The following is a 20,158-nucleotide window of genomic DNA, read 5'->3' as shown; positions in this document are numbered from 1 at the left end:
GAGTCAGGACCCCACGATGAGCGACGTGATCGCGACCGAGCGCACCCGGACGAACTGGGCGGGCAACGTCACCTACCGGGCGTCCGGTCTGGCGCGTCCGACGTCGGTGGCCTCGTTGCAGGAACTGGTCGCGTCCACACCGCGCCTCACTGCGCTCGGCTCGCGACACTCGTTCAACACCATCGCCGACACCGACGCCGTGCAGGTGTCCCTGCAGGACCTGCCGCCGGTGCTCGACATCGACACGTCGCGTCGGGTGGTCCGCGTTGCCGCCGGCATGACGCACAGTCAGGTCGCGGCCGGTCTGGAGGCCCGTGGCTGGGCACTCGGGAACCTCGCGTCCCTGCCGCACATCTCCACGGCCGGGGCCGTCGCCACGGGCACGCACGGCTCCGGCGTCCGCAACCCGTCGCTCGCGCAGGCGGTGGTCGGACTCGACGTCGTCCGCGCCTCCGGCGCGATCGAGCACGTCGATGCGTCCTCGCCGGACGGGGCCCTCGACGCCCACCGGGTGGCCATCGGCGCGCTCGGCGTCGTCACCACGGTGGAGCTCGCGATCGAGCCGACGTTCCAGGTCGCCACGACGGTGCACCTCGACCTGCCGTGGGACGCGGTGTCCGCCCACTTCGACCAGGTCATGTCCGACGCCTACTCGGTGTCGATGTTCACCTCGTTCGACGACCGCGGCGCCCGGCAGGTCTGGGTGAAGCACCGCGTGGACGAGCCCTCGCCCACCGTGGACCTCGTCGCCCTCGGAGCGCGGCCCGCCACCGGCCCCGTGCACCCGGGGGAGAACGACCCAGCCGGCGTCACCGAGCAGGGCGGCGTCCCCGGGCCGTGGGCCGAGCGGCTGCCGCACTTCCGGTCCTCGTTCACCCCGTCGACCGGGGCCGAGATCCAGGCCGAGTACTTGATCCCGGCAGCGTCGGCAGTGTCCGCGCTCGAGGCCCTCCGTCCGCTCGAGTCGGTGTTCGCGCCGATCCTCATCGCCGCCGAGATCCGTACGATCGCGCCCGACACCGCCTGGCTCGCGCCGTCGTCCGGTCGGCAGTCGGTCGGCATCCACTTCACGTTCCGCCGGGACGCCGCTGCCGTGGCGGCCGCGGTGACGCGGATCGAGGAGGCGCTCGCGCCCTTCGACCCACGGCCGCACTGGGGCAAGGTGTCCGGCGTGAGCGTCGAGCGCCTGCACGGGGCGTACCCGCGGCTGTCGGACTTCGCTGCGGTCGCCCGCGACGTCGACCCCACGGGCCGGTTCCGCAACGCGTACCTGGCGCGCGTCCTGTCCTGACGGGGCGTGGCGCTCGCTTCGTGCGCCGTTCACAGCGGTTTCCCGCCGGATGTGCGGGCGACCCGCCGGTTCGTCGCTGGGAGCGCACATGTGCATCCACAAAGGTCGGGGGATGGCGAACTTCAACCGCATCCTCGGCATGGCCTCGAAGGTCATCGACAAGCAGCTCCAGAAGCGTGGGCAGGGGGACGGTGCGCCCGGCAACGGAGCGCAGCGCGCTGGCGGGACCGACTGGCGTGACGTCGTCCGCGGCGCAGCGGACCGGCTGACGGGCGACGATCGGAGCCAGCAGCAGCGGCCGCAGCAGCAGTACGGCCAGCAGCAGCAGCGGCCCCAGCAGCAGTACAGCCAGCAGCAGCAGTACGGCCAGCAGCAGTACGGCCAGCCGCAGCAGCACGGCCCGGCCGACTCGGACAAGGTCGCCCTGGCGAAGTACGACTACCTGCTCCGCACCTCGTCGCCGGACCAGCTCGAGCAGGTCCACCACGACGCCTTCGCCCGCCTCACCCCGGCGCAGCGGCAGCAGGTGCGCAACCGCCTGAACTCCGAACTCCCGCCGCACGAACACCTGCGCGACGACTCGGCCGGCGGCATGGCGCGCGCGATGACCCGCGGCGAGGTCCGCCGTCCGGGCCTGATCCGCCGCGTCCTCGGCGGCTCGAGCAACGGCAACGGCAACGGCCGCGGGCGTGGTGGTGCCTTCGCCGGGGGTGCTGCGGTCGGCGCCGGTGCGATGGCGCTCGGCGGCATCGGTGTCGCGGTCGCCGGGGGAGCGGTGCTGAGCGCCGCCGCCGGGCCCGTGCTGGCAGAGGCCGCGAACCTCGGCGTCGACTTCGACGGCATCGCCTCGGGCATCGGCGACCTCGGACTGGCCGACCTCGGAGCCGACCTCGGCGGCGGCTTCGAGGGGATCGCGGGCGAGGGTGAGCAGCTCCTCGGCGGCCTCGGCGAGCAGGCGTCGGGCCTCGGCGAGCAGGCATCGAACCTCGGCAACGACTTCCTCGGGGGCCTGTTCGACCGCTGACCCACGCCCCTCGGGTGGACTCGGTGCAGATCCATCGGGAATAGACGGACGTCACACGGCACTTGGATTGTTTCGTCGTGCGACGTCTGTCGCACGCGGGATTCGGACGGGCGACCGCCGCGGTGTCAGGATGGACGCCGCCCGGCGACCCGGTCCGTGCAACCACAGCGGCTGCAGCACGGTCGCCACCACCCTTGCCACGAGGAGCACCACCGTCATGAGACGCCCGAACCGCCTGATGATCACCGCGGCCGTCGCCGCAGCAGCAGCCCTGGTCCTGACCGGCTGCTCGGGCGGCAGCTCCTCGGACGACGCGGCGAACGGCACGGCCAAGGGCGGCACGCTCAACATCCTGCTGCCGCAGACGGCGTTCCACCTCGACCCGGCGACGAGCCAGAGCCTGGGCATCACGTCGCTCGCTCTCGTCGCGCGGCGCCTGACCACGTGGGACGTGGAGCCCGGCAAGACCGCGAAGGTCGTGCCGGACCTCGCGACGGACACCGGGAAGTCCAGCGACGGCGGCAAGACGTGGACGTACACGCTGAAGGACGGGCTGAAGTTCCAGGACGGCACCCCGATCACCACGAAGGACATCAAGTGGGGCATCGAGCGCTCGTTCGCCCCCACGCTGACCGGCGGCCTCAGCTACCACAAGTCGCTCCTGGTCGGCGGCGACAGCTACAAGGGTCCGTTCGACGGCAAGACCCTCGACAGCATCGAGACCCCGGACGACAAGACCATCGTCTTCAAGTTGAACAGCGCCTACGGTGACTGGCCCTGGCTGGCCTCGATGCCCGCGTTCACCCCGGTCCCCGAGGGCGACGGCACGGACACCGGCGCCTACGACCTGAAGCCGGTCGCGTCCGGTCCGTACAAGGTGCAGTCGAACACGCAGGGCACGCAGGTCACCCTCGTCCGCAACGAGGAATGGAGCGCGAAGACCGACGACGTCCGCACCGCCGGCCCGTCGAAGGTGGTCTTCAAGGAGAGCCAGGACCCGTCGACCGTCACGCAGACGCTGATCGCCGACAACGGTGACGCGAAGGACTCCTTCGGTGCGAGCTACCTGGGCGCAGCCGAGCTGAACCAGGTGCGGAGCAACCCCGCCGCCCAGGACCGCCTCGCCACGTCGAAGGCCGGCCCGATCAACTACATGGCGATCAACACGCAGAAGGGCTCGCTGAAGGACCTCAAGGTCCGTCAGGCTCTGCAGTACGCCGTCGACAAGAAGTCCTACCGGATCGCTGCGGGCGGCGCGCTGGCCGGTTCGTACGCCACGACCCTGATCACCCCGGGCATCGCGGGCCGCGAGGACTACGACCTGTACAAGCCCGGCGCGAACGGTGACGTCGCGAAGGCGAAGCAGCTCCTCAAGGACGCGGGCGTGTCCGACCTCAAGCTGACCCTGGCGACCCAGAACGACCCGACCTACCTCGCCCAGGCGCAGGCGCTGCAGTCCGGCCTCAAGCGCGCCGGCATCACCGTCACGCTGAAGCCGCTGGACGCGGACTCGTTCTACACCGCGACGACCGACGGCACCGACTTCGACCTGGCGCTGTTCAGCTGGCAGCCGGACTTCCCGAGCGCGAACGCCAACATCCAGCCGCTCTACGACTCGTCGCAGATCGGTGGCGGCGGCTACAACGTCTCGAAGTACAGCAACCCCGACGTGGACGCCCTGATCAAGAAGGCCAGCGCCACCGTCGACCAGCAGGACGCTCAGAAGCTGTGGGTCGAAGCGGACAAGAAGATCATGGCCGACGCGCCGATCGTCCCGCTGACCTACGCGAAGCAGTCGTTCCTGGCCGGTTCGAACGTGCAGAACTTCCAGATCGCGGACTTCCCGGCGTACCCGAACTACCTCAAGGTCTCGCTCGCGAAGTGAGTTCGCCGCTGCTCGAGGTCGAGGGGCTCCGCGTCGCGTTCGGCGACGCGGAGCCCGTCGTCCGTGACGTCTCCTTCACCCTGACCCCCGGTCGTGTGCTCGCCCTCGTGGGGGAGTCCGGCTCCGGCAAGTCCGTCAGCGCCATGAGCGTGCTCGGCTTGCTGCCGCCCGAGGCGCGGGTCTCCGGCAGCGTCCGGTTCCGCGGCGAGGAGCTCGTCGGCGCCTCCGACGACACGCTCCGTGCCGTTCGCGGTGCCGGGATCGGCGTCGTGTTCCAGGAACCGATGAACTCGTTCACGCCGGTGCTGACCATCGGCACGCAGGTCGCCGAGGCGATCCGGGCGCACCCGACGGACCTGGATCGTGCAGCGGTCTCCGCGCGCGTCGACGAGCTGCTGCGTGCCGCAGGCCTCACCGAGCCCGAGCGGATCCGCAAGGCGTACCCGCACGAACTGTCCGGCGGGCAGTTGCAGCGCGCCATGATCGCGATGGCCCTGGCCGGCGACCCGGTTGCGCTCATCGCCGACGAGCCGACGACCGCCCTGGACGTCACGGTGCAGGCCGGCATCCTCGACCTGCTGCGCCGGCTCGGTCGCGAGCGCTCCCTGGCCGTCCTGCTCATCACGCACGACATGGGTGTGGTGGCGGACGTCGCGGACGAACTCCTGGTGATGCGCCGCGGCGACCCCGTCGAGCACGGGACGGTCGCCGAGGTCTTCGCGCACCCGTCCGCCGACTACACGCGCGAGCTCCTCGCCGCCGTCCCCAGCCTGGAGGCCCGTCCCGCGTCCGCCACGCCGGCTGCGGACCCCGAGACTCGGCCTGGACGACAGGACGCGGCCCCGGGACGCACGCCGTGTCGTCGAACGCGAGTCTCGGACTGACCGAAACGAGTCTCGCGCAGGCGAGCCGCGCCTCCCGTCCGCTGGTCGCGCAGCTGCGCGACGTCGCCGTGCGGTACGCGCGCCGCGGCGGACCGACCGTGGCGGGCATCGACCTGGACCTGCGGGCCGGCGAGACCGTCGGGCTGGTCGGGGAGTCCGGGTCCGGCAAGTCGACCATCGGACGAGCGCTGGCGGGCCTGGTGCCCGTCGTCGAGGGCTCGGTCGAGGTCGACGGCAGCGACCTGCGGACCGCCAGGGGCCGACGGCTTCGCGAACTCCGCAGCCGCGTCGGCATCGTGTTCCAGGACCCGGCATCGTCGCTCAACCCGCGGCAGACCATCGGCTGGAGCATCGCCGAGCCGTTGCTCGTGCACGGGACCGCCTCGGCGGCCGACCGTGCGGAACGCGTCCGTGAACTGCTGACCGCCGTGCAGCTCGACCCGTCGTGGGCCGAGCGGTTCCCGCACCAGCTCTCCGGCGGGCAGCGCCAGCGCGTTGCCGTCGCGCGGGCGCTGGCGCTCCGTCCGGCGCTCGTCATCGCCGACGAGCCCACCTCGGCGCTCGACGTGACCGTGCAGGCAGCCGTGCTCGACCTGCTCGCACAGCTGCAGGACGAGTTCGGGTTCGGCATGCTCCTCATCAGCCACGACCTCGCCGTCGTCCGGCAGCTCGCTGACGAGGTCGTCGTCCTGCACGACGGTCGCGTGGTCGAGCGGGGGACCACGGACGCCGTGCTCGACGACCCGCAGCAGGACTACACGCGCATGCTGCTCGCAGCGGCGCCCGTCGCCGATCCCGTGCGACAGGCGGCCCGCCGCGAAGCCTGGCGCGCCTGGGAAGGAGTGTCCTCGTGACCGCCAACGTCGTCGAGCGCCCCGTGGCCTCGTCCGGACGCACCACCGGCTTCCGCGCCGTGGTGCGCCGCATCCGGCAGGACCGCTGGGCCGTGACCTCGGCCGTCGTCATCGTGGTGTTCCTCGTGGTCGCCGTCGCGGCGCCGCTCATCAGTGCCGTCACCGGGCAGGACCCGTACGGGTACGACATCGACGCGCTCAACTCGTTCGGTGCACCGAAGGGCTTCGGCGGGGGGATCAGCGGCGAGCACTGGTTCGGCGTCGAGCCGCTGACCGGTCGCGACCTGTTCGCGATCGTGACGTACGGTGCCCGGACGTCGCTCGGCATCGGGCTCGCCGCGACCTTCCTGTCGATCGTCATCGGGGTGCTCGTCGGCGTCACCACCGGCTTCTTCGGCGGCTGGTACGACCGCGTGCTCTCCCGCGTGGTCGACGTGATCTTCGGCTTCCCGTCGCTCGTCTTCATGATCGCCCTGACCGCGATCGTGCCGACGTCGTTCCCGAAGCCCGTCCTGGTCGTGCTCGTCATCGGGTTCTTCGGCTGGCCGTCCGTCGCCCGCGTGGTCCGCGGCCAGACACTGTCGCTCGTCAGCCGGAACTACGTCGTCGCCTCCACCGCCATGGGCGCCGGCCGGTGGCACGTCATCCGCACCCAGCTGCTGCCGAACCTGGCGGCGACGATCACCGTCTACGCGACGATCTCGATCCCGTCGATGATCGGAGCCGAGGCCGCGCTGTCGTTCCTGGCGGTCGGCGTGACCCCGCCGACGCCGTCGTGGGGCCGCAGCATCGGCGACGCCGTCGGCTGGGTGCAGACCGACCCCATGTACCTCGTGTTCCCCGGAGTGGCCCTGTTCCTCATCACCCTCGCGTTCAACGTGCTCGGCGATGCCCTGCGTGACGCCCTCGATCCGAGAGGAGCACGCCGATGAGCACGTTCCGCTTCATCGCGATCCGCGTCCTCGGTGCAGCCGTCGTGCTGCTCGTCGTCGCCGCGATCACCTACGCACTGTTCATGCTGCTGCCGACGAACCCTGCGCGTGCGATCTGCGACAAGCCCTGCACGCCGGACCGGCTGCGCGAGGTGCAGGCGTTCCTGGGCACCGACAAGCCGTGGATCGCACAGTTCGGCGCCTACCTGGCGGGGATCTTCACCGGTCGGACGTTCGGCAGCGGCGCGTCCGTGATCACCTGCGCCGCACCGTGCTTCGGGTACTCGTTCCAGCTGCACGAGAGCGTCACCGAGCTGATCCTGTCCCGCCTGCCCGTCACCGCGTCGATCGCCGTCGGTGCCGCCGTGCTCTGGCTCGTCGCCGGGGTGTTCGGCGGAGCCGTCTCGGCACTCCGTCGCGGCACGTTCGTCGACCGGGCCGTGATGACCGTCGCGGTCGCCGGGGTCTCGTCGCCGGCGTACCTGATCGGGTTGCTCGGCATCCTGCTGTTCGGGTTCGTGCTCGGCATCCTGCCGACGAGCGGGTACGTCGCGTTCACGGACGACCCGGTCGGCTGGTTCACCCACCTGATCCTGCCGTGGTGCGTGCTCGCGTTCATCAGCGCCGCGATCTACGCCCGTCTGACCCGTGGCGAGATGCTCGAGTCGATGTCGCAGGACTTCGTGCGCACCGCTCGGGCCAAGGGGCTTCGGGAGCGCCAGGTCGTCGTGCGGCACGGACTGCGCACCGCGATCCTGCCGGTGGTGACGCTGTTCGGGCTCGACCTCGGGTCACTGCTCGGCGGCGCGGTCATCACCGAGAAGGTGTTCTCGATGCAGGGCCTCGGCGCGCTGCTCATCGATGCCGTGCACACCCTCGACCTGCAGGTCGTCGTCGGCTTCACGTTGTTCTCGGCACTGCTGATCGTCACGGCGAACGTGATCGTGGACGTGGTCTACGCGTTCGTCGACCCGCGGGTGCGGCGCCGGGCGTAGCTCAGGGCGCGTCCCACCAGCGCAGCACACGGGTGCCGTACAGCGTGAGCCACTTCGACGGCTCGCCTTCGGGGACGTCCACCTCGAACCACTGCCGACCCGGGGGCCGGGTGCCCTGGGTCCACGTCCCGTCCTCGTTGCGGGCGGCACGGACGACCTCGATCGCCTCGGCGGCACGTGGGTCCGGCGCGGTGCCGTCCTGCAGCGCGGCCACGCGCAGGTGGTCGGTGACCCGCAGCGCCGAGTAGATCCACCGCAGCGGGTACGCGAACCGGCTCGCCCAGGGCCCGACGAGCTCGCCGTCGTGCTTCCGGAACAGCAGTCGCCGTTCGAGCAGGTACTCGGTGCCGCGGAGTCGAGCCGCTCGGAGTTCCGCCGCGCGGGGGTGGGTGCCGCTGGTCAGTTGCTCGTGCTGCAGCAGCCCCTCGATCACGTTGAGGGTGGAGTGGAACGACGACACCGTCGACCCCTCGATCCACTCGCAGTTCCAGCCGCCGTCGTCGAGCTGGTGGTCGAGGAACCACTCCGCCAGCTTCCCGACGTCGGCACCGAGCCAGGCGCCGTTCGCCAGGGTGAAGGCGTTGATGCAGCAGTCGACCTCGCCGCTCCAGTAGGGCAGGTCCTCGTACTCCCAGCGGCTGTTCGCCGCGAGCCGTGCAGCCGTGTCCCCGAGGACCGCGGAGTCGAGACCCCAGTCGCGCAGGGCGTTCAGCGACCAGGTCGTCGCCGTGTAGGGCTGCCCGGGATCGTCCGCCTCGGGACCGTCGAAGTCGAAGTCCGCCGGGAAGTACGCGCCGCCGGCCCACTGCCCGTCGGGGTCCTGGTGTGCGAGCATCGCGGCCCCGAGGCCCTCGGTCGCGACCCGTGCCCGGGTCTGCTGCCACACCGACGGCGGCGCACCGGTCAGATCGCGCTCGACCTGCCACCGGACTGCCGGGTCCGAGTCGAGCAGCCACTCGACCACCGCGTCGTCGCTCATGGCGCGGAGGCTACGCCGAAGGCGCACACGTGGTGGCGCGAGGGCGGCTGGTGCGAGGTTGTTCACTCCGTGCGCGGGAACAACCTCGCACCGAGTGAGCAACTCCGCACCGAGCAACAGCCCGGGCGGTGGATCAGAAGTAGGTGATGCCGTGCGGGGTCCGAGGGGCAGGAGCATCGCCCGCAGCAGCTCGACCGACGCAGGGTCTGCAGCGCGGACCAGGCCGGCGGCGGCCAGGGTGACGGGCGAGACCGACCCGATGAGCAGCGCACCGAGCTCTGCCACGTCGAGCTGGACGTCGGAACCGGCCACGTCGACGTCGTCGGCGACGCGCGTGACGCTGCCACGGGCCTCCTGGACGTCCAGCCGGTACGTACCGGTCGTGTGGCCGAGCGCATCGGTGACCGCGAGGGTCAGCGAGCCGTCGACGGCGAACGGCCGCGACTCGAGCACGGCGGCCACGTCGAGGACGCGCAGCCAGACGTGGTCCTCTTCGTGGTCGACGTCGTACGCACGGTTGTCGCCGAGGGCCGCGACGATCGGGTCGTCGAGGCGCGAGCGGTTGTACTTCACGACGTCGTTCAGGTCGATCGACAGCACGAACTCCCACAACGCCGTGTAGGCCTGGTCGTCCGCGTAGACCAGGTCGACGATCTCGAGCGCGGTGTCGGAACCCCGGTCCTCCTTGACGCGCCAGGTGACGTAGCCGTCGATCTCGTCCGTGCCCTCGGCACGGTGCACCGCCGCACGGACGTCCTTCGCCTTCTGCCCGTCGTTGCCGAGCAGTCCGAAGACGACCGGCCAGGTGCCCGCGTTGCGGACCATCGAGCCGGGCGTGCGGGTGTGGAAGCGCTCGAAGACCGCCTTGCCGGGGCCGTCGGCGAGCCACTGCGGCGTGACGACGGACACCGAGCCCGACGTCGGGGCGAGGAAGGGGAGTGCGCGTTCGCGACGCACGCGCACCGCGCGCTCGCGAATCGCGCTGCCGAAGCCGAAGCGGCGGTAGATCGTGCCCTCGGACGCGGTCAGGGACGCCACGGCGTAGCCCTCGGCGACACCGCGCTCGAGCGCGTGCGTCATCATGCGGCGCAGGATGCCGCGGCGACGCTCGGTGGGCCGGACCGTGACCGCGGAGATGGCCTGCGTGTCGACGGACGACCCGTCGCCCCAGCTCAGCGCCTTGCGGAACCACGTGAAGGTCCCGGCGGGCCAGGTCTCGTCGACGGAGCCGGGGAAGGGCTTCCGGACGTAGACGCCCAGGAAGGTCTCCTCGTCGGCGATGAAGTGGGACGCCATGCGCGCTGCACCTTCGGCGTCCGGATCGGCTTCGTGGAATCCGAGGCCGACGGCCTGCATCCACGATCCGGTCTCGGCGTTCGGTGCCCCCTCGTCATCCGTCCCGGGCGCGAACTCGCGCAGCTCGTAGCGGTCGTCGAATGCCTCGTTGCTCACGCTCACGACCCTATCGGGACCGGGTGACGTCACGGCAAGGTGCGACGGGCCTCCTGCGCGACGACCTCGTCGAGGTCCGCCAGCGACCGCATCTGCTGCAGCGGGCGGGCCATCCGGTGGTTGTCACGGAGTGCTGGCTCGGTGCGCGCGAGGAACGCCCAGTACCCGGCGGTGAACGGGCAGGCGTCGTCGCCGACCCGCTTCGTCGGGTCGAACCGGCATCCCCCGCAGTGGTCCGACATCCGGTCGATGTAGCGACCGCCCGACGTGTACGGCTTCGTGGCGACCATCCCGCCGTCGGCGTGCTGGGACATGCCGACGATGTTCGCGGGCATCACCCAGTCGGTGCCGTCGACGAACACGTCGGTGAACCACTCGGTCAGGTGCACCGGGTCGTAACCCCGCTGCAGTGCCCAGTTGCCGAGCACCATGAGGCGCTGGATGTGGTGCAGCCAGCCGTGGTCGTGCAGGCCCTGGATCGCGGTCCGCACGCAGACGGCGTCGATCTCGGACGCGTCGAGCTCCCGCCACCAGTCGGGCAGCCGTCCGTGCGCGCCGAGGGCGTTCTCGGACGCGCCGTAGTCGTCGCCGAACCACCAGTAGAGGTGCCAGACGTAGTCGCGCCAGCCGGCGACCTGGCGGACGAAGCCCTCGACGCTGGCGAGCGGGGCGGCCTCGGTGCGGTGTGCTTCGAGGGCGGCGTCGATCGCCTGCCGCGGATCGAGCACCCCGAGGTTCATCGGCACGCTGAGGAGCGAGTGCGCCATCGTCCAGTCGTTCGTCAACGTGGCGTCCTCGAACGGCCCGAAGTCGCCGAGGCGGACCGCGACGAAGTCGTCGAGCGCGCGCTGGGCCTCGTCCGCCGTCACCGCGAACCGACGGGTGTCGTCGCGGCCGACGAACCGGGCCGTGCCGTCCCGCTCCCACCGGTCCAGGTCGTGCCGCACCTGGTCGTCGATGTCGTCCTCGTCCGGCCACCACGGCTCGGGCAGCCCGAGGGTCGTCGCGCCCTTCGGCGGCGGCTCGCGGTTCTGGTCGTCGAGGCTGAACTTCCCGCCGATCGGCTTGCCGTCGCGCACCAGCCAGCCCTCGCGGCGCCGGACCCGCTCGTAGTGGTCCTCCATGCGGAACCGACCCGTGCCCTGCGCCGCCCACTCCGCGAAGTCGTCCTCGTCGGTCACGAACCCGCGGCTCGGCAGGATCACGGTGCCGCGGCCCCAGTGCCGGATCTGCGCGCGGAGGGTGCGGGACGGCGGATCGATCGCCTCGAGGTCGTCGCGGCCGGTCAACGCTTCGCGGAGGGTGTCGACCTGGACGTGCTCGGCACGGTCCCCGAGTTCGTGGACGCGGTGGCGCAGGGCGCTCAACCAGAGGTGGGCCTTCGCCCGGTGGACGGGGCGAGCGGTGAAGAACTCGCGTGCCTCGACGACGAGGGCTGGGCCACCGTCGTCGAACAGGGGTCCGTACTGCCCGGGGAGGAGCAGGCGACGACGTTCGGTGGGCATGGGTGGACCGTACCCAGCGGGTTGGGTCGAACTGTCAGTCAGGGGCGTTCGTCGACGAGGGCGATGAAGCGGCTGCCGATCCCCTCGACCTCACGCCGGGTGAGCCCCGCGGTCGGTTCCGGCGCCTGGTACGGCTCGTGGTAGTCGCACATCAGGTAGTCCCACTCGGGCCACCACTTCTTCGGCCGCGCTTCTTCGGCGAACGCGCAGACGACGCACTCGAGGCGGATCCAGACCTTCTTGCCCGTGCGGTTGGCCCGCGACTGCACCAGCCACGCGGGTGGATCCTGCTCGATCGCGTCGAGCTCGGCCTCGCTGAGTCGCGTCGGGATACCGTGGTGGGCCGCCATCTCGAGTGGGATGTCGAGTCGAACGGCGGCGTCGCGTCGGGAGAGCATCCGACAAGATTAGGTTCTGTCGGGGCTCAGTGCCCGTCGGGGCGTGGCATCCGCCGTCGAGGACCCAGCCCGCGGCCGTGACCTCGGCCGTGCCGTCGCGCTGGACCTCGCCGATCAGGCAGCCGGACATCTCGACCTGTGCCTCGAACAGCACCTTCCCGCCGGTCTGCGTCGTCACGATCCAGCGGTTCGGTGCTCCGACGCGGTCGAGGATCTCCTCGACCGCGGGCTGCAGGACCGGGGTCGACTGCGCGGCGAGCTCCCGCTCCACCTGAGCACGTGCGACGTCGAGCGCTGCCGCCGACTCCGCGCTCAGGTCGGTGCGGTCGTGGTGCCGCTTGTTGAGCCCGTACTGCGATGGGCTGTCGCCGCCTGGGCCGGCGCCGTCCCCGGAGGCGGCGTACGTGCCCGCGGCGCCCATCGGTTCTCCGGTCGTGGTGCCGGCCTGCGCGCTGCTCGTCGACGGGGCGCTCGAACCCGTGCTGCTCTCGACCGCGCAGCCCGTCAGCACGATCAGCGCGAGCAGCGCCCCGGTCACCGATGCGGTCGTTCTGTGGTCCCCCATGGGCGGCATCCTGACAGAGCGCGGGGAGAGCACGGGGCTCGTCACCGGATCGTGATGCGGGAGCGTGGCCGCGACATCGCTCCCGGGCAACCCGGGGACGATGAGGGCCACCGCGACGATGACAGGTGACTCCCGGCGCCTGGGTGGTCATCGGCGTCGTCGTGGCATTCTTCGTCATCACCACGATCTTGAATGCGACCGGGGTGTGGTGACTTCGAACAGATCGACAGGATCGGCTTGGCCTCTTACCTGGAGGAGGTCACTAGGATCGCCTAACCGTCGCGGTTCGTTCCGCGAAGAGCGGATCGCCACAGTCTGAAGCCGGTGTAGAGCAATAGGGCGCCGAAGACGATGTTCAGAACCGCGAGCAGGACGTCGAGGTCTGGACGACTCAAGCGCACGATGGACGTCACGATGAAGACGAGCCCGAACACGACCGCACCTGTGCCCAGTACTTTCGCGCTGACGGTGTCCATTCGCCGAAGCTACTGCTTCCGAGCGCCCGGCGAGTGATCGGCTTCCGGACGGCAGCGTTGCCGCGGACGAGGTACTCATCAGCTTTGGACGCGGACGATCCATCCGATGATGTCGCCGCGGTGCGGTCGGCGGTCGGACAGTGACGAAACGCTGTGCTGCTGTCCGCCGTTGGTCTCGGGCACGGAGATGCCACGGCCATCCGGATCGTTGACGAACCGCACCGAGACCTGGTCGATGCGGACGATGGTCCCGCGGAGGTCTCTCCGAATCGCTCGATCCACTTCGGTGAGTTCGTGGGCGTAGAAGTCGAGCTGCAGCGGGACGTTTCGACGCGCTTCGAGGATGCGGTCGACCCACAGCTGGTCCATCGCGGACAACGCCCAGGCGATCTCATCGCCGACCGCTACGACGTAGCAGTCTTCCTCGATCTGCCACTCGGTGAGCCAGACGTCTGTCTCCCCTTCCCTGAGGGCTGGCACCGTGTCCACGGGCGGCACCGGCGGCGTCGGCGTTCGTGGGACAAGTGACGGACGAGTGACTCCCGACGCGGACCCGAAGATCGACTCGTACAGGCGCCGGGGCAGCACGACTCTGTCCGACCGCGGGCGCTCCGGCTCGTCCTCTGGGCGCATGGCGTCAGCCTATGCCTGCCCAACGAACGAAAGCCCGCCCAAGCAGCCGAACCGTCCGGCTGCCGATCGTCGATCGGGACACCGCGACGCCGGGCTGTGTGGCACGGCCGGGCGTTTCGTGGTGCGCCAGCCAGATGCGCGTCAGATCAGCGGCGAACTGCGTGAGGAGACTGGCCTTGAGGCGAGCATCGGCGATCTACCCGGACCACGCTGCGCGGTAACGTGCCTTCGTGCAGAACGTCGAGGGCGAGTGCGTCTGGTGGAGCGATGAAGACGGATGGGGTGCGCTCCGTTCGGACGATGTCGAGTCGGAGGTGTTCGCGCACTTCTCGAACCTGAGCATGGACGGGTGTCACACGCTCCAGCCCGGGGATCGCGTTCGGTTCGACGTCGAGGGGTACCCACCGGGGCAGGACGGCTACTTCTTCCGCGCGCACGACGTCACGCCCGTCTGAGCCGTGCGCAGACGGGTAGACCGTTCCGCGCCGGTGGATCCATGGCCTCCGCAGTCTGCACAAGCTCGGCTCACACGGTGGAGCCTCGCCTTCGGCTTGACCGTCGCGGGTCGCGACGTCGTCACTGAAGACGATGTCGCGGTGGTCGCGATGCCACTTGGTCCGTCGAGGAGCCGATCGGCTGGTGGACGCTCCGCTCAGCGCGCCGCGGCTGCGCGGTCGGCGTAGGCGGCGGCGTACCAGCTGACAGTCGAGTCGCCCGACGTGGGCCCGATGGTGATCGAGTCGGCCGACGTCTCGACGTAGAGGTCTTCGTCGTGGCCGCACTGGACCGAGCGCGCCGCGAGCTTCCTGCCGGTGTCTGCGCCGTCGGCGATGCGACCGCCCCAGACGGCCATACGGATGGTTCCGTGTCCCTGGCAGGTGACGGACACGCGGACGTGTGCGCGCTCGCCGCCGTCTGCGATGCCCAGGGACAGCCGACTCGACGCGTCGTTGGTCCCGGCACCAGCGCCGAGTTCGCCGGGCTGTTCGGCCCACCGATCCTGGACGTTCTCCATCCAGGCTGAAGCGTCGTCGACCGGCGTCGCACGGCCGGAGCAGGCTGTGAGCGACCCCACGATCACGAGCGTCAGCCCGATGACGCAACTCCATCGGCGGCGGCGAAGGCGGTCGTGCACAGACGAGGCATTCATGTCGATCACAGTGTCGTGCACGCCGGCCGCGCCCGCACCCTCCCGTTCTGGCGTCGTACGCTGGGCGAGTGGTGAGCGCGATCGTCCTCGTGATGGCCGAGTAGATGGTCGACGACTCCCCGCTCTGGTTCCGCGGGTCGCGCGAGTGCATCGGGAGCGTTGACGCGGGAGCTCTCGGGCTGAGCAGGCCGCTGCGCGATGACCTCAGGGCGTGGAACGACGTCTTCGATTCCCGCGGGGAGCCCGACTTCGACTGGCCTTCCGGAGCGGTCCGTGACGCTCATCGCGTCGAAGCGTTCGTGCTCGCGAGCCGTGTGCAACTCGAGCTCGGTGACAACGCTCATGTCTGGTGCGGAGCCGGCGGCGGCATCGACACGGTGGCCGAGGCGGGTACTGCCGTCGTGCTGCCGAGTGCACGACCCGGAACCGATGTCGAGTTCTTGCGTGACGGGGAGCGGGACGTCCGGTCGGCACGCGCCGCGGGTACTGGTGATGGCACCGCCAAGGCGATCGTGCACCGGCGTGCCCTCACCGAACGAGTCGGGACGCCGTTCGGTGATGCCGAGACCCGCGCCGTCGGGCTGCGGACGGCGGCGCGCATCCAAGCCGATGTCGGCGTTGGCGCCCAGGTCGCCTTCTTCGCCGGCGCATCGGGGCCGTACCGGCACGACGAGTCCGACTGAACGCACCCCGTACGGCCGGATCGCGCCTCCTGCCCGGTAGCGTCTTCCGCGTGAGCATCCCCGACTTCGACGTCGAGCCCGCCGTCGGGCCGCGGTTCTGGATGGTGCTGCTCGGCGTGGGGAGCGCGGTCACGGGGCTCCTCGCTGTCATCGGTTGCCCGCTGCCCCTGGTCTCGGGGCGAGGCGGCCCGGATCGGCACGCATGGGCTCAGACAGTTCGTTCGGTCCGGGACTGGTTCGCGTACGACGGCTGGCGCATGTCCGGCGCTTCTTGGTTCTACGGCGCCCTGGCGGCCGCGGCGTTGGCCGGCATCCTCGTGCTCCGCAACCCGGCCTGGAGCGGCACCCGGTCGTTGCTCGTCGTCGTCGTCCCAGCCGCCGCGCTGCTCGTGCTCGGCCCCGCGGCGCAGTGGGCGCTCGGGCTGCCGTGGTCGAACTACGGGGCCGGGTCGACCGGCGTGATCGCAGTCGGCATGATCGTCGCGGTCATCGTCGGTGCCGCGATCACGTGGTTGCCCCGAGCCTTCCGGCGGAGCGTCCGCTCCGACGACGACGTGAACCCGCCGCCCAGGGGCGTGCACTGAAGCCCGAGCGGCTGGAGCACCGCATCGTTGCTCCGGCCGCTGTCCCGCCTCAGTAGTCGGGGTCCTGGCGATCCTGGTCCTGCCAGGGCAGCATCCGGCCGGCGACCAGCGACAGCACGCCCCCGAACATGAAGACAAGCAGCACCGCCCACCAGGGGTTGCGTCGTTCGCGCGGCTGCTGTCCGTCCATGCCGTCACGATAGCGGGTCAGTCGGTCGCACCCCGGGGCGGTTCGACGAGCAACCCGACGCGATCGGCCAGGTAGTCGGCGAGCGGGACGGCGGAGCCCGCGGCCGGTGACCAGCGGACGAGCGGCACGTCGTCCTCGACGAAGAGCACCCCGGTCGAGCCGACGAGCGTTCCGTCCAACGCGACCGCCGTGGCGCCGTGGTTGACAGTGTCGCCGGCCGCGAAGTGTCCCTTCGCCGCAGCAGCGCGGTAGGCCCGACGGACCTCGGCCGAGACCGACTGGAATTGCGCTCGGCCTGGATCGGTCACACGGGTGATCGACCCGGTGGCCCAGACCCGACCGCCGGACTCGAGCGACGAACCGATGAGCAGGGCACCGACGCGCCACACACGGCCGAGGGACCGCATGGTCGCTTCGCGGCGGATGCCGAGCACCGCCCTCGGCTGCGCGTACTCGCCGAGCGCTTCGTCCGGTACCCCGGCGGAACGGAGCCGTCGTGCGGCGTCGTCGAGCAGTTCTCTCGCTCGCTGCACTCCGTCGGTCACGTCCACCGAGCCTAGACCGGGGCCTGCCCTGAGCCCCGGGGCGATGCGCTGCGGCGCCCGCGACCGGACGTCGCGCGCCGCCCGCGACTGGACGTCGCGCGCCGCCCGCGACTGGACGTCGCGCGCCGCCCGCGACTGGACGTCGCACGTCGCCCGTGGCCGGTCGTCGAACGTCGCCGGCGGGCGGCCGCGACGGTGCCGATGGTGATCATCACGCCGCCGTACGCCAACAGGACCCCGGCGACGGTCGGGATGAGCCAGCTCCGCGACCCGTTGACGAGCTGGTTGACGACACCGATCTCGGGGATGCTGTACCAGACCACGCCCCGGATCTGCGCGGCGGAGACGGGGTGCGGGTCGGCCTCCGCGTTGTTGTCGCCCTTGAGGACGAAGGTGCGTTCGCCGTTCGACGCCGAGGACACCGAGACCACGCGGTGGCTGATGACGGCCGGCTGGCCGGAGACGATCTGGTAGGTGACGACGTCGCCCACCTCGATGTCGTCGACGGCGGTGGGACGGACGACGAGCAGGGTGCCCGGGGGCAGCGTCGGCTCCATCGACTGGGTCAAGACCGTCAGCGGCATCGAGCCGGTGGCCTTGGGCACCACGATGAGCACGACGGCGAGGGCCGCGACGAGCAGGAGCAGTCCGGTGCTCACGCCGAGGACGACGGCGTGCACGACGGCGCGCGCGCCGGAGCGCTCGGCACGTTCGGGACGGGCGGTCGCGCGGGTCATGCGCCACACCGGATCGCCGCGCCGTTGTTCTGCGTGAAGAGCGTGACCGGGCCGCTGCCAGCGACGGTCGAGGTCGGGTTGCCGCCGCTGTCGAGGACCTTGACGGTCACGGTGAGCGTCCCGGAGGTGCCGGCGCTCGCCGGGACGTCGTTCGGGGCGATGGTGATGAACGCCGAGTAGTCCTGCGCCTTCTGGCCGACCGCGGTGGTGCCGACGAAGGCGCCGTACCAGGTGTCCTTCGGTCGGTTCGCGGCGTCCCAGCGCACCTCGACGTACCAGCCGTCGTGGTCCGTGCAGACCAGAGCGGGACCGGTGTCCGCGGCCGTCGCCGGGGTGGTCAGGGTGAAGCCACCCTGCACGACGCCCGAGGTCCAGCTGCCGCTCGCCACGGTGAGGTTGACGTTCACGGTGGCCGTGGCGGACGCCGGCGCCGACGACTTGGGGGTGCTGCGGGTGCACCAGATGGCCGAGGCACCGGCGGTGAGCTTGGACGTCATGCTCGGCAGCGATGCCCAGGTGCCCGTGACCGATCCGCTGCCGACCGCGGCGCTCGTCGTGCACGCCGCGGTCGCGGCGACGGGCCACGCGACGACGGTGACGGCCTGGGCGAGCGCCGCCGAGCTGCCGGAGACGACGGACACGGTGGTCGTCGCGGTGCCGGCGATCGTGCCCGAGTCGGTGAGCGTGATCGGCTTCGTGACCGACGTCACCGTGGACGAGAAGGTGGTGGTCAGCGCGCTCGTGCCGGTGATCGAGGCGGAGAGCTTGCCGATGGTGACGCTCGAGGCCGTGGTGCCGGACGCGCTCCACAGTGCCCAGGCGGCGCTCGATCCGCCGCCGACGAACACGGCGGTGAGCAGCACGGCGACGACGAGTCGGAGTCGGCGGTTCATGCGGAGACCTGCGTTCCCGTGACGGTGAGGGTGAAGTCGGTGACGGCGCCGGAGACGCTCTGCGGCGCGTCAGCGTCGAGGACCAGCTCGACACAGCCGACGGAGCTCGCACCGGGCTGCAGCGTGAACGAGCTGCTGCCGGTGTCGAAGGCTGCGAGACGGCCGCTCGCGCCGGACAGCCCGGCGGTGCAGGCCGCAGCTGATGACACGTTGGTCAACCGGAGCGTCAGTTCGCCGAGCACGGCTGCCGACGACGCGTTCGTCGCGGAGGCGACGTTCGTGGACGTCGTCGCGACGCGCATCGACAGCGGGATCGAACCGGTGTTCTTCACTGCGAAGGTGCCGGTGACGCCGGTCCCCGGTGCGAGCACGGTCGTCTTCATCGTCGACAGGGTGCCGACGGTGATCGTCGCCGTCGCGGACTTCACGGTCGTGGCAGCGGTGGTGGCGGTGCCGTTCCAGAGGGCGTAGGTCCCGCCGACGCCCAGGAGCGCCGTGGCGACCGCGACGACCAGGGCGAGCGCGACGGGCGGGACCCACCGGTGGCGTCGTGCTGCGCGGTGGCGGCCCGCCGTCGTCGGTGTCCCGGTCATGTGCGTCCCCTGGTGCTCGTGAGCCTCTGCTGGTGCGGACCACACGTGGCCCAGACGGACCACAAGGGGCCCAGACGGGCCACAAGGACCCGGGCGGGCCGCGACCGGCGGATCAGGGGCCGGTCGTGGCTCGCGTCAGTGCGATCGGTGGATCAGGAACCGATCGCGGTCTGGGTGAGCGTGAAGGCCAGGGCGCCGACGTTGATCGACCCGTTCTGTCCGGTGGTCGCCGAGGACGGCAGCGTGATCGTGAAGACGACCTTGACGGTCGAGGTGGACGCCGACGGCGAGACGACGAAGGTGTTCGCGTTCGACGTCGACTGCACCACGGTGGCGCTCGAGGACGTCACGGCGAGGGTCTTCTGCGTCGCGGCGAGGAGTGCGGAGTCGCCGGTGATGGACTGGCTGGCGTAGGTCAGGTTCGCCTTGAGGTCCTGGCCGGTCGCGCCGATGTTCAGCGTCTGCGTGAACTGGAACGTGTTGCCCGGCACCATCAGGGCGGTGCTGGGGTTGATCGCGGTCGAGCGGCCGTTGGTGATGTCCGTCCAAGCGCCGTCGTTGTTCGCGCTGAGGGTCAGCGTGCCGGAGCTCACCGAGGACGCCGCGCTGGAGGCGCTGGCGTTCCAGAGGGCGAAGGTACCTGCTCCACCGAGGAGGAGGGCGATGCCGGCTGCGCCGGCGATGGTGCCGGTGACGATCTTGTGCATGGGGGAGTGGTCCGTTCTGCGCTTCGGGGCGCGCTGAGCACCACCGGCTCGTGATTCGGGTCGTCGTGCCGGTGGGACGGTGTCATCGACCTCGCGGGTGAGGGGTCGCGGCTGACCTTGCCGAGAGCGGTCGCCGGGCTCCGGAGCGCAGATCTGCTGCTCGGGCGGGCTGGACTCGCTCTGGTGACGACGGTACTCGTCCC

At 70.9% G+C, this 20,158-nt stretch carries 21 protein-coding genes and 2 pseudogenes; 10 read left to right on the top strand and 13 right to left on the bottom strand.

Annotation, left to right across the window (positions count from 1 at the left end):
* Positions 1 to 16 precede the first annotated feature (16 nt).
* From ACZZ0J_RS07575 to ACZZ0J_RS07550, 6 genes and pseudogenes are all read left to right on the top strand, one after another.
* The gene (locus ACZZ0J_RS07575; RefSeq protein WP_463436080.1) at positions 17 to 1,291 is read left to right on the top strand and encodes a D-arabinono-1,4-lactone oxidase; all 1,275 of its coding nucleotides are present in this window, start codon (positions 17 to 19) and stop codon (positions 1,289 to 1,291) included.
* Between the two features lie 112 nt (positions 1,292 to 1,403).
* Positions 1,404 to 2,315 (top strand): cation-transporting ATPase, encoded by a 912-nt coding sequence (locus ACZZ0J_RS07570; RefSeq protein ID WP_463436078.1) that lies wholly within the window; start codon positions 1,404 to 1,406, stop codon positions 2,313 to 2,315.
* A gap of 217 nt (positions 2,316 to 2,532) precedes the next feature.
* Positions 2,533 to 4,200 carry an ABC transporter substrate-binding protein gene (locus tag ACZZ0J_RS07565; protein ID WP_463436076.1) on the top strand — a complete coding sequence of 556 codons (1,668 nt, stop codon included), beginning with the start codon at positions 2,533 to 2,535 and terminating at the stop codon, positions 4,198 to 4,200.
* Positions 4,197 to 5,938, top strand: a pseudogene (locus tag ACZZ0J_RS07560) (dipeptide ABC transporter ATP-binding protein). The gene ACZZ0J_RS07565 and the pseudogene ACZZ0J_RS07560 overlap by 4 nt, the downstream one beginning before the upstream one ends.
* Positions 5,935 to 6,870: an ABC transporter permease gene (locus ACZZ0J_RS07555; RefSeq protein ID WP_131921535.1), complete on the top strand. Its 936-nt coding sequence runs from the start codon at positions 5,935 to 5,937 to the stop codon at positions 6,868 to 6,870. The pseudogene ACZZ0J_RS07560 and the gene ACZZ0J_RS07555 overlap by 4 nt, the downstream one beginning before the upstream one ends.
* A complete protein-coding gene (locus ACZZ0J_RS07550) occupies positions 6,867 to 7,865 on the top strand; it encodes an ABC transporter permease (protein WP_205462924.1) in 999 nt (332 codons plus the stop codon). The genes ACZZ0J_RS07555 and ACZZ0J_RS07550 overlap by 4 nt, the downstream gene beginning before the upstream one ends.
* Position 7,866: 1 nt before the next feature.
* Here the strand turns inward: ACZZ0J_RS07550 and ACZZ0J_RS07545 are convergent, their stop codons facing one another.
* From ACZZ0J_RS07545 to ACZZ0J_RS07530, 4 genes and pseudogenes are all read right to left on the bottom strand, one after another.
* Positions 7,867 to 8,844, bottom strand: a complete 978-nt coding sequence (locus tag ACZZ0J_RS07545; protein WP_463438155.1) for a squalene cyclase — start codon at positions 8,842 to 8,844, stop codon at positions 7,867 to 7,869.
* Between the two features lie 183 nt (positions 8,845 to 9,027).
* A pseudogene (locus tag ACZZ0J_RS07540) lies at positions 9,028 to 10,200 on the bottom strand (GNAT family N-acetyltransferase); the annotation flags it as partial.
* Between the two features lie 125 nt (positions 10,201 to 10,325).
* Positions 10,326 to 11,801, bottom strand: a complete 1,476-nt coding sequence (locus ACZZ0J_RS07535) for a cryptochrome/photolyase family protein (protein ID WP_463436073.1) — start codon at positions 11,799 to 11,801, stop codon at positions 10,326 to 10,328.
* Between the two features lie 38 nt (positions 11,802 to 11,839).
* Positions 11,840 to 12,199 (bottom strand): hypothetical protein, encoded by a 360-nt coding sequence (locus tag ACZZ0J_RS07530; RefSeq protein ID WP_463436071.1) that lies wholly within the window; start codon positions 12,197 to 12,199, stop codon positions 11,840 to 11,842.
* Between the two features lie 404 nt (positions 12,200 to 12,603).
* Between ACZZ0J_RS07530 and ACZZ0J_RS07525 the strand changes: the two genes are divergently transcribed.
* On the top strand, positions 12,604 to 12,819 hold the full coding sequence (locus ACZZ0J_RS07525; RefSeq protein WP_463436069.1) for a hypothetical protein: 216 nt from the start codon (positions 12,604 to 12,606) through the stop codon (positions 12,817 to 12,819).
* Between the two features lie 217 nt (positions 12,820 to 13,036).
* On the opposite strand, the gene ACZZ0J_RS07520 is transcribed toward ACZZ0J_RS07525, so the two are convergent.
* The gene (locus tag ACZZ0J_RS07520) at positions 13,037 to 13,240 is read right to left on the bottom strand and encodes a hypothetical protein (RefSeq protein ID WP_463436067.1); all 204 of its coding nucleotides are present in this window, start codon (positions 13,238 to 13,240) and stop codon (positions 13,037 to 13,039) included.
* Positions 13,241 to 13,318: 78 nt separating this feature from the next.
* Positions 13,319 to 13,729, bottom strand: a complete 411-nt coding sequence (locus tag ACZZ0J_RS07515) for a DUF6578 domain-containing protein (RefSeq protein WP_463436065.1) — start codon at positions 13,727 to 13,729, stop codon at positions 13,319 to 13,321.
* Positions 13,730 to 14,103: 374 nt separating this feature from the next.
* Between ACZZ0J_RS07515 and ACZZ0J_RS07510 the strand changes: the two genes are divergently transcribed.
* Positions 14,104 to 14,328: a cold-shock protein gene (locus tag ACZZ0J_RS07510; protein WP_463436063.1), complete on the top strand. Its 225-nt coding sequence runs from the start codon at positions 14,104 to 14,106 to the stop codon at positions 14,326 to 14,328.
* Positions 14,329 to 14,525: 197 nt separating this feature from the next.
* Here the strand turns inward: ACZZ0J_RS07510 and ACZZ0J_RS07505 are convergent, their stop codons facing one another.
* Positions 14,526 to 14,948 (bottom strand): hypothetical protein, encoded by a 423-nt coding sequence (locus ACZZ0J_RS07505; protein ID WP_463436061.1) that lies wholly within the window; start codon positions 14,946 to 14,948, stop codon positions 14,526 to 14,528.
* A gap of 179 nt (positions 14,949 to 15,127) precedes the next feature.
* Here ACZZ0J_RS07505 and ACZZ0J_RS07500 point away from each other — a divergent pair, with 179 nt between their 5' ends.
* Entirely contained in the window at positions 15,128 to 15,706 is a 579-nt protein-coding gene (locus tag ACZZ0J_RS07500; RefSeq protein ID WP_463436059.1) for a hypothetical protein, read from the top strand.
* Positions 15,707 to 15,756: 50 nt separating this feature from the next.
* The gene (locus ACZZ0J_RS07495; RefSeq protein ID WP_463436057.1) at positions 15,757 to 16,290 is read left to right on the top strand and encodes a hypothetical protein; all 534 of its coding nucleotides are present in this window, start codon (positions 15,757 to 15,759) and stop codon (positions 16,288 to 16,290) included.
* A 49-nt stretch (positions 16,291 to 16,339) separates the two neighbouring features.
* On the opposite strand, the gene ACZZ0J_RS07490 is transcribed toward ACZZ0J_RS07495, so the two are convergent.
* The 6 genes from ACZZ0J_RS07490 to ACZZ0J_RS07465 form a co-directional block, all read right to left on the bottom strand.
* Positions 16,340 to 16,480, bottom strand: a complete 141-nt coding sequence (locus tag ACZZ0J_RS07490; RefSeq protein ID WP_165901085.1) for a hypothetical protein — start codon at positions 16,478 to 16,480, stop codon at positions 16,340 to 16,342.
* Positions 16,481 to 16,497: 17 nt separating this feature from the next.
* Positions 16,498 to 17,025, bottom strand: a complete 528-nt coding sequence (locus ACZZ0J_RS07485; RefSeq protein ID WP_205462912.1) for a hypothetical protein — start codon at positions 17,023 to 17,025, stop codon at positions 16,498 to 16,500.
* 11 nt (positions 17,026 to 17,036) lie between these two features.
* Entirely contained in the window at positions 17,037 to 17,762 is a 726-nt protein-coding gene (locus ACZZ0J_RS07480; protein ID WP_463436052.1) for a signal peptidase I, read from the bottom strand.
* Positions 17,759 to 18,655: a hypothetical protein gene (locus ACZZ0J_RS07475; protein WP_463436050.1), complete on the bottom strand. Its 897-nt coding sequence runs from the start codon at positions 18,653 to 18,655 to the stop codon at positions 17,759 to 17,761. The genes ACZZ0J_RS07480 and ACZZ0J_RS07475 overlap by 4 nt, the downstream gene beginning before the upstream one ends.
* A complete protein-coding gene (locus tag ACZZ0J_RS07470; RefSeq protein WP_463436048.1) occupies positions 18,652 to 19,248 on the bottom strand; it encodes a TasA family protein in 597 nt (198 codons plus the stop codon). Before ACZZ0J_RS07470 ends, ACZZ0J_RS07475 begins: the two co-directional genes overlap by 4 nt.
* A 152-nt stretch (positions 19,249 to 19,400) precedes the next feature.
* Positions 19,401 to 19,955: an alternate-type signal peptide domain-containing protein gene (locus tag ACZZ0J_RS07465; RefSeq protein WP_111084438.1), complete on the bottom strand. Its 555-nt coding sequence runs from the start codon at positions 19,953 to 19,955 to the stop codon at positions 19,401 to 19,403.
* Positions 19,956 to 20,158 lie beyond the last annotated feature (203 nt).

The organism is Curtobacterium sp. AC272, from assembly GCF_979258155.1.
Note: the sequence above shows the minus strand (reverse complement) of the source record. Positions and strands in the feature narration are given on the sequence as shown.

Coding starts and splice junctions, on each gene's coding strand:
- ACZZ0J_RS07575 (WP_463436080.1), top strand. CDS start 17: ATGAGCGACGTGATCGCGACCGAGCGCACCCGGACGAACTGGGCGGGC.
- ACZZ0J_RS07500 (WP_463436059.1), top strand. CDS start 15,128: ATGGTCGACGACTCCCCGCTCTGGTTCCGCGGGTCGCGCGAGTGCATC.
- ACZZ0J_RS07490 (WP_165901085.1), bottom strand. CDS start 16,480: ATGGACGGACAGCAGCCGCGCGAACGACGCAACCCCTGGTGGGCGGTG.
- ACZZ0J_RS07565 (WP_463436076.1), top strand. CDS start 2,533: ATGAGACGCCCGAACCGCCTGATGATCACCGCGGCCGTCGCCGCAGCA.
- ACZZ0J_RS07520 (WP_463436067.1), bottom strand. CDS start 13,240: ATGGACACCGTCAGCGCGAAAGTACTGGGCACAGGTGCGGTCGTGTTC.
- ACZZ0J_RS07480 (WP_463436052.1), bottom strand. CDS start 17,762: ATGACCCGCGCGACCGCCCGTCCCGAACGTGCCGAGCGCTCCGGCGCG.
- ACZZ0J_RS07530 (WP_463436071.1), bottom strand. CDS start 12,199: ATGCTCTCCCGACGCGACGCCGCCGTTCGACTCGACATCCCACTCGAG.
- ACZZ0J_RS07465 (WP_111084438.1), bottom strand. CDS start 19,955: ATGCACAAGATCGTCACCGGCACCATCGCCGGCGCAGCCGGCATCGCC.
- ACZZ0J_RS07545 (WP_463438155.1), bottom strand. CDS start 8,844: ATGAGCGACGACGCGGTGGTCGAGTGGCTGCTCGACTCGGACCCGGCA.
- ACZZ0J_RS07550 (WP_205462924.1), top strand. CDS start 6,867: ATGAGCACGTTCCGCTTCATCGCGATCCGCGTCCTCGGTGCAGCCGTC.
- ACZZ0J_RS07475 (WP_463436050.1), bottom strand. CDS start 18,655: ATGAACCGCCGACTCCGACTCGTCGTCGCCGTGCTGCTCACCGCCGTG.
- ACZZ0J_RS07535 (WP_463436073.1), bottom strand. CDS start 11,801: ATGCCCACCGAACGTCGTCGCCTGCTCCTCCCCGGGCAGTACGGACCC.
- ACZZ0J_RS07570 (WP_463436078.1), top strand. CDS start 1,404: ATGGCGAACTTCAACCGCATCCTCGGCATGGCCTCGAAGGTCATCGAC.
- ACZZ0J_RS07470 (WP_463436048.1), bottom strand. CDS start 19,248: ATGACCGGGACACCGACGACGGCGGGCCGCCACCGCGCAGCACGACGC.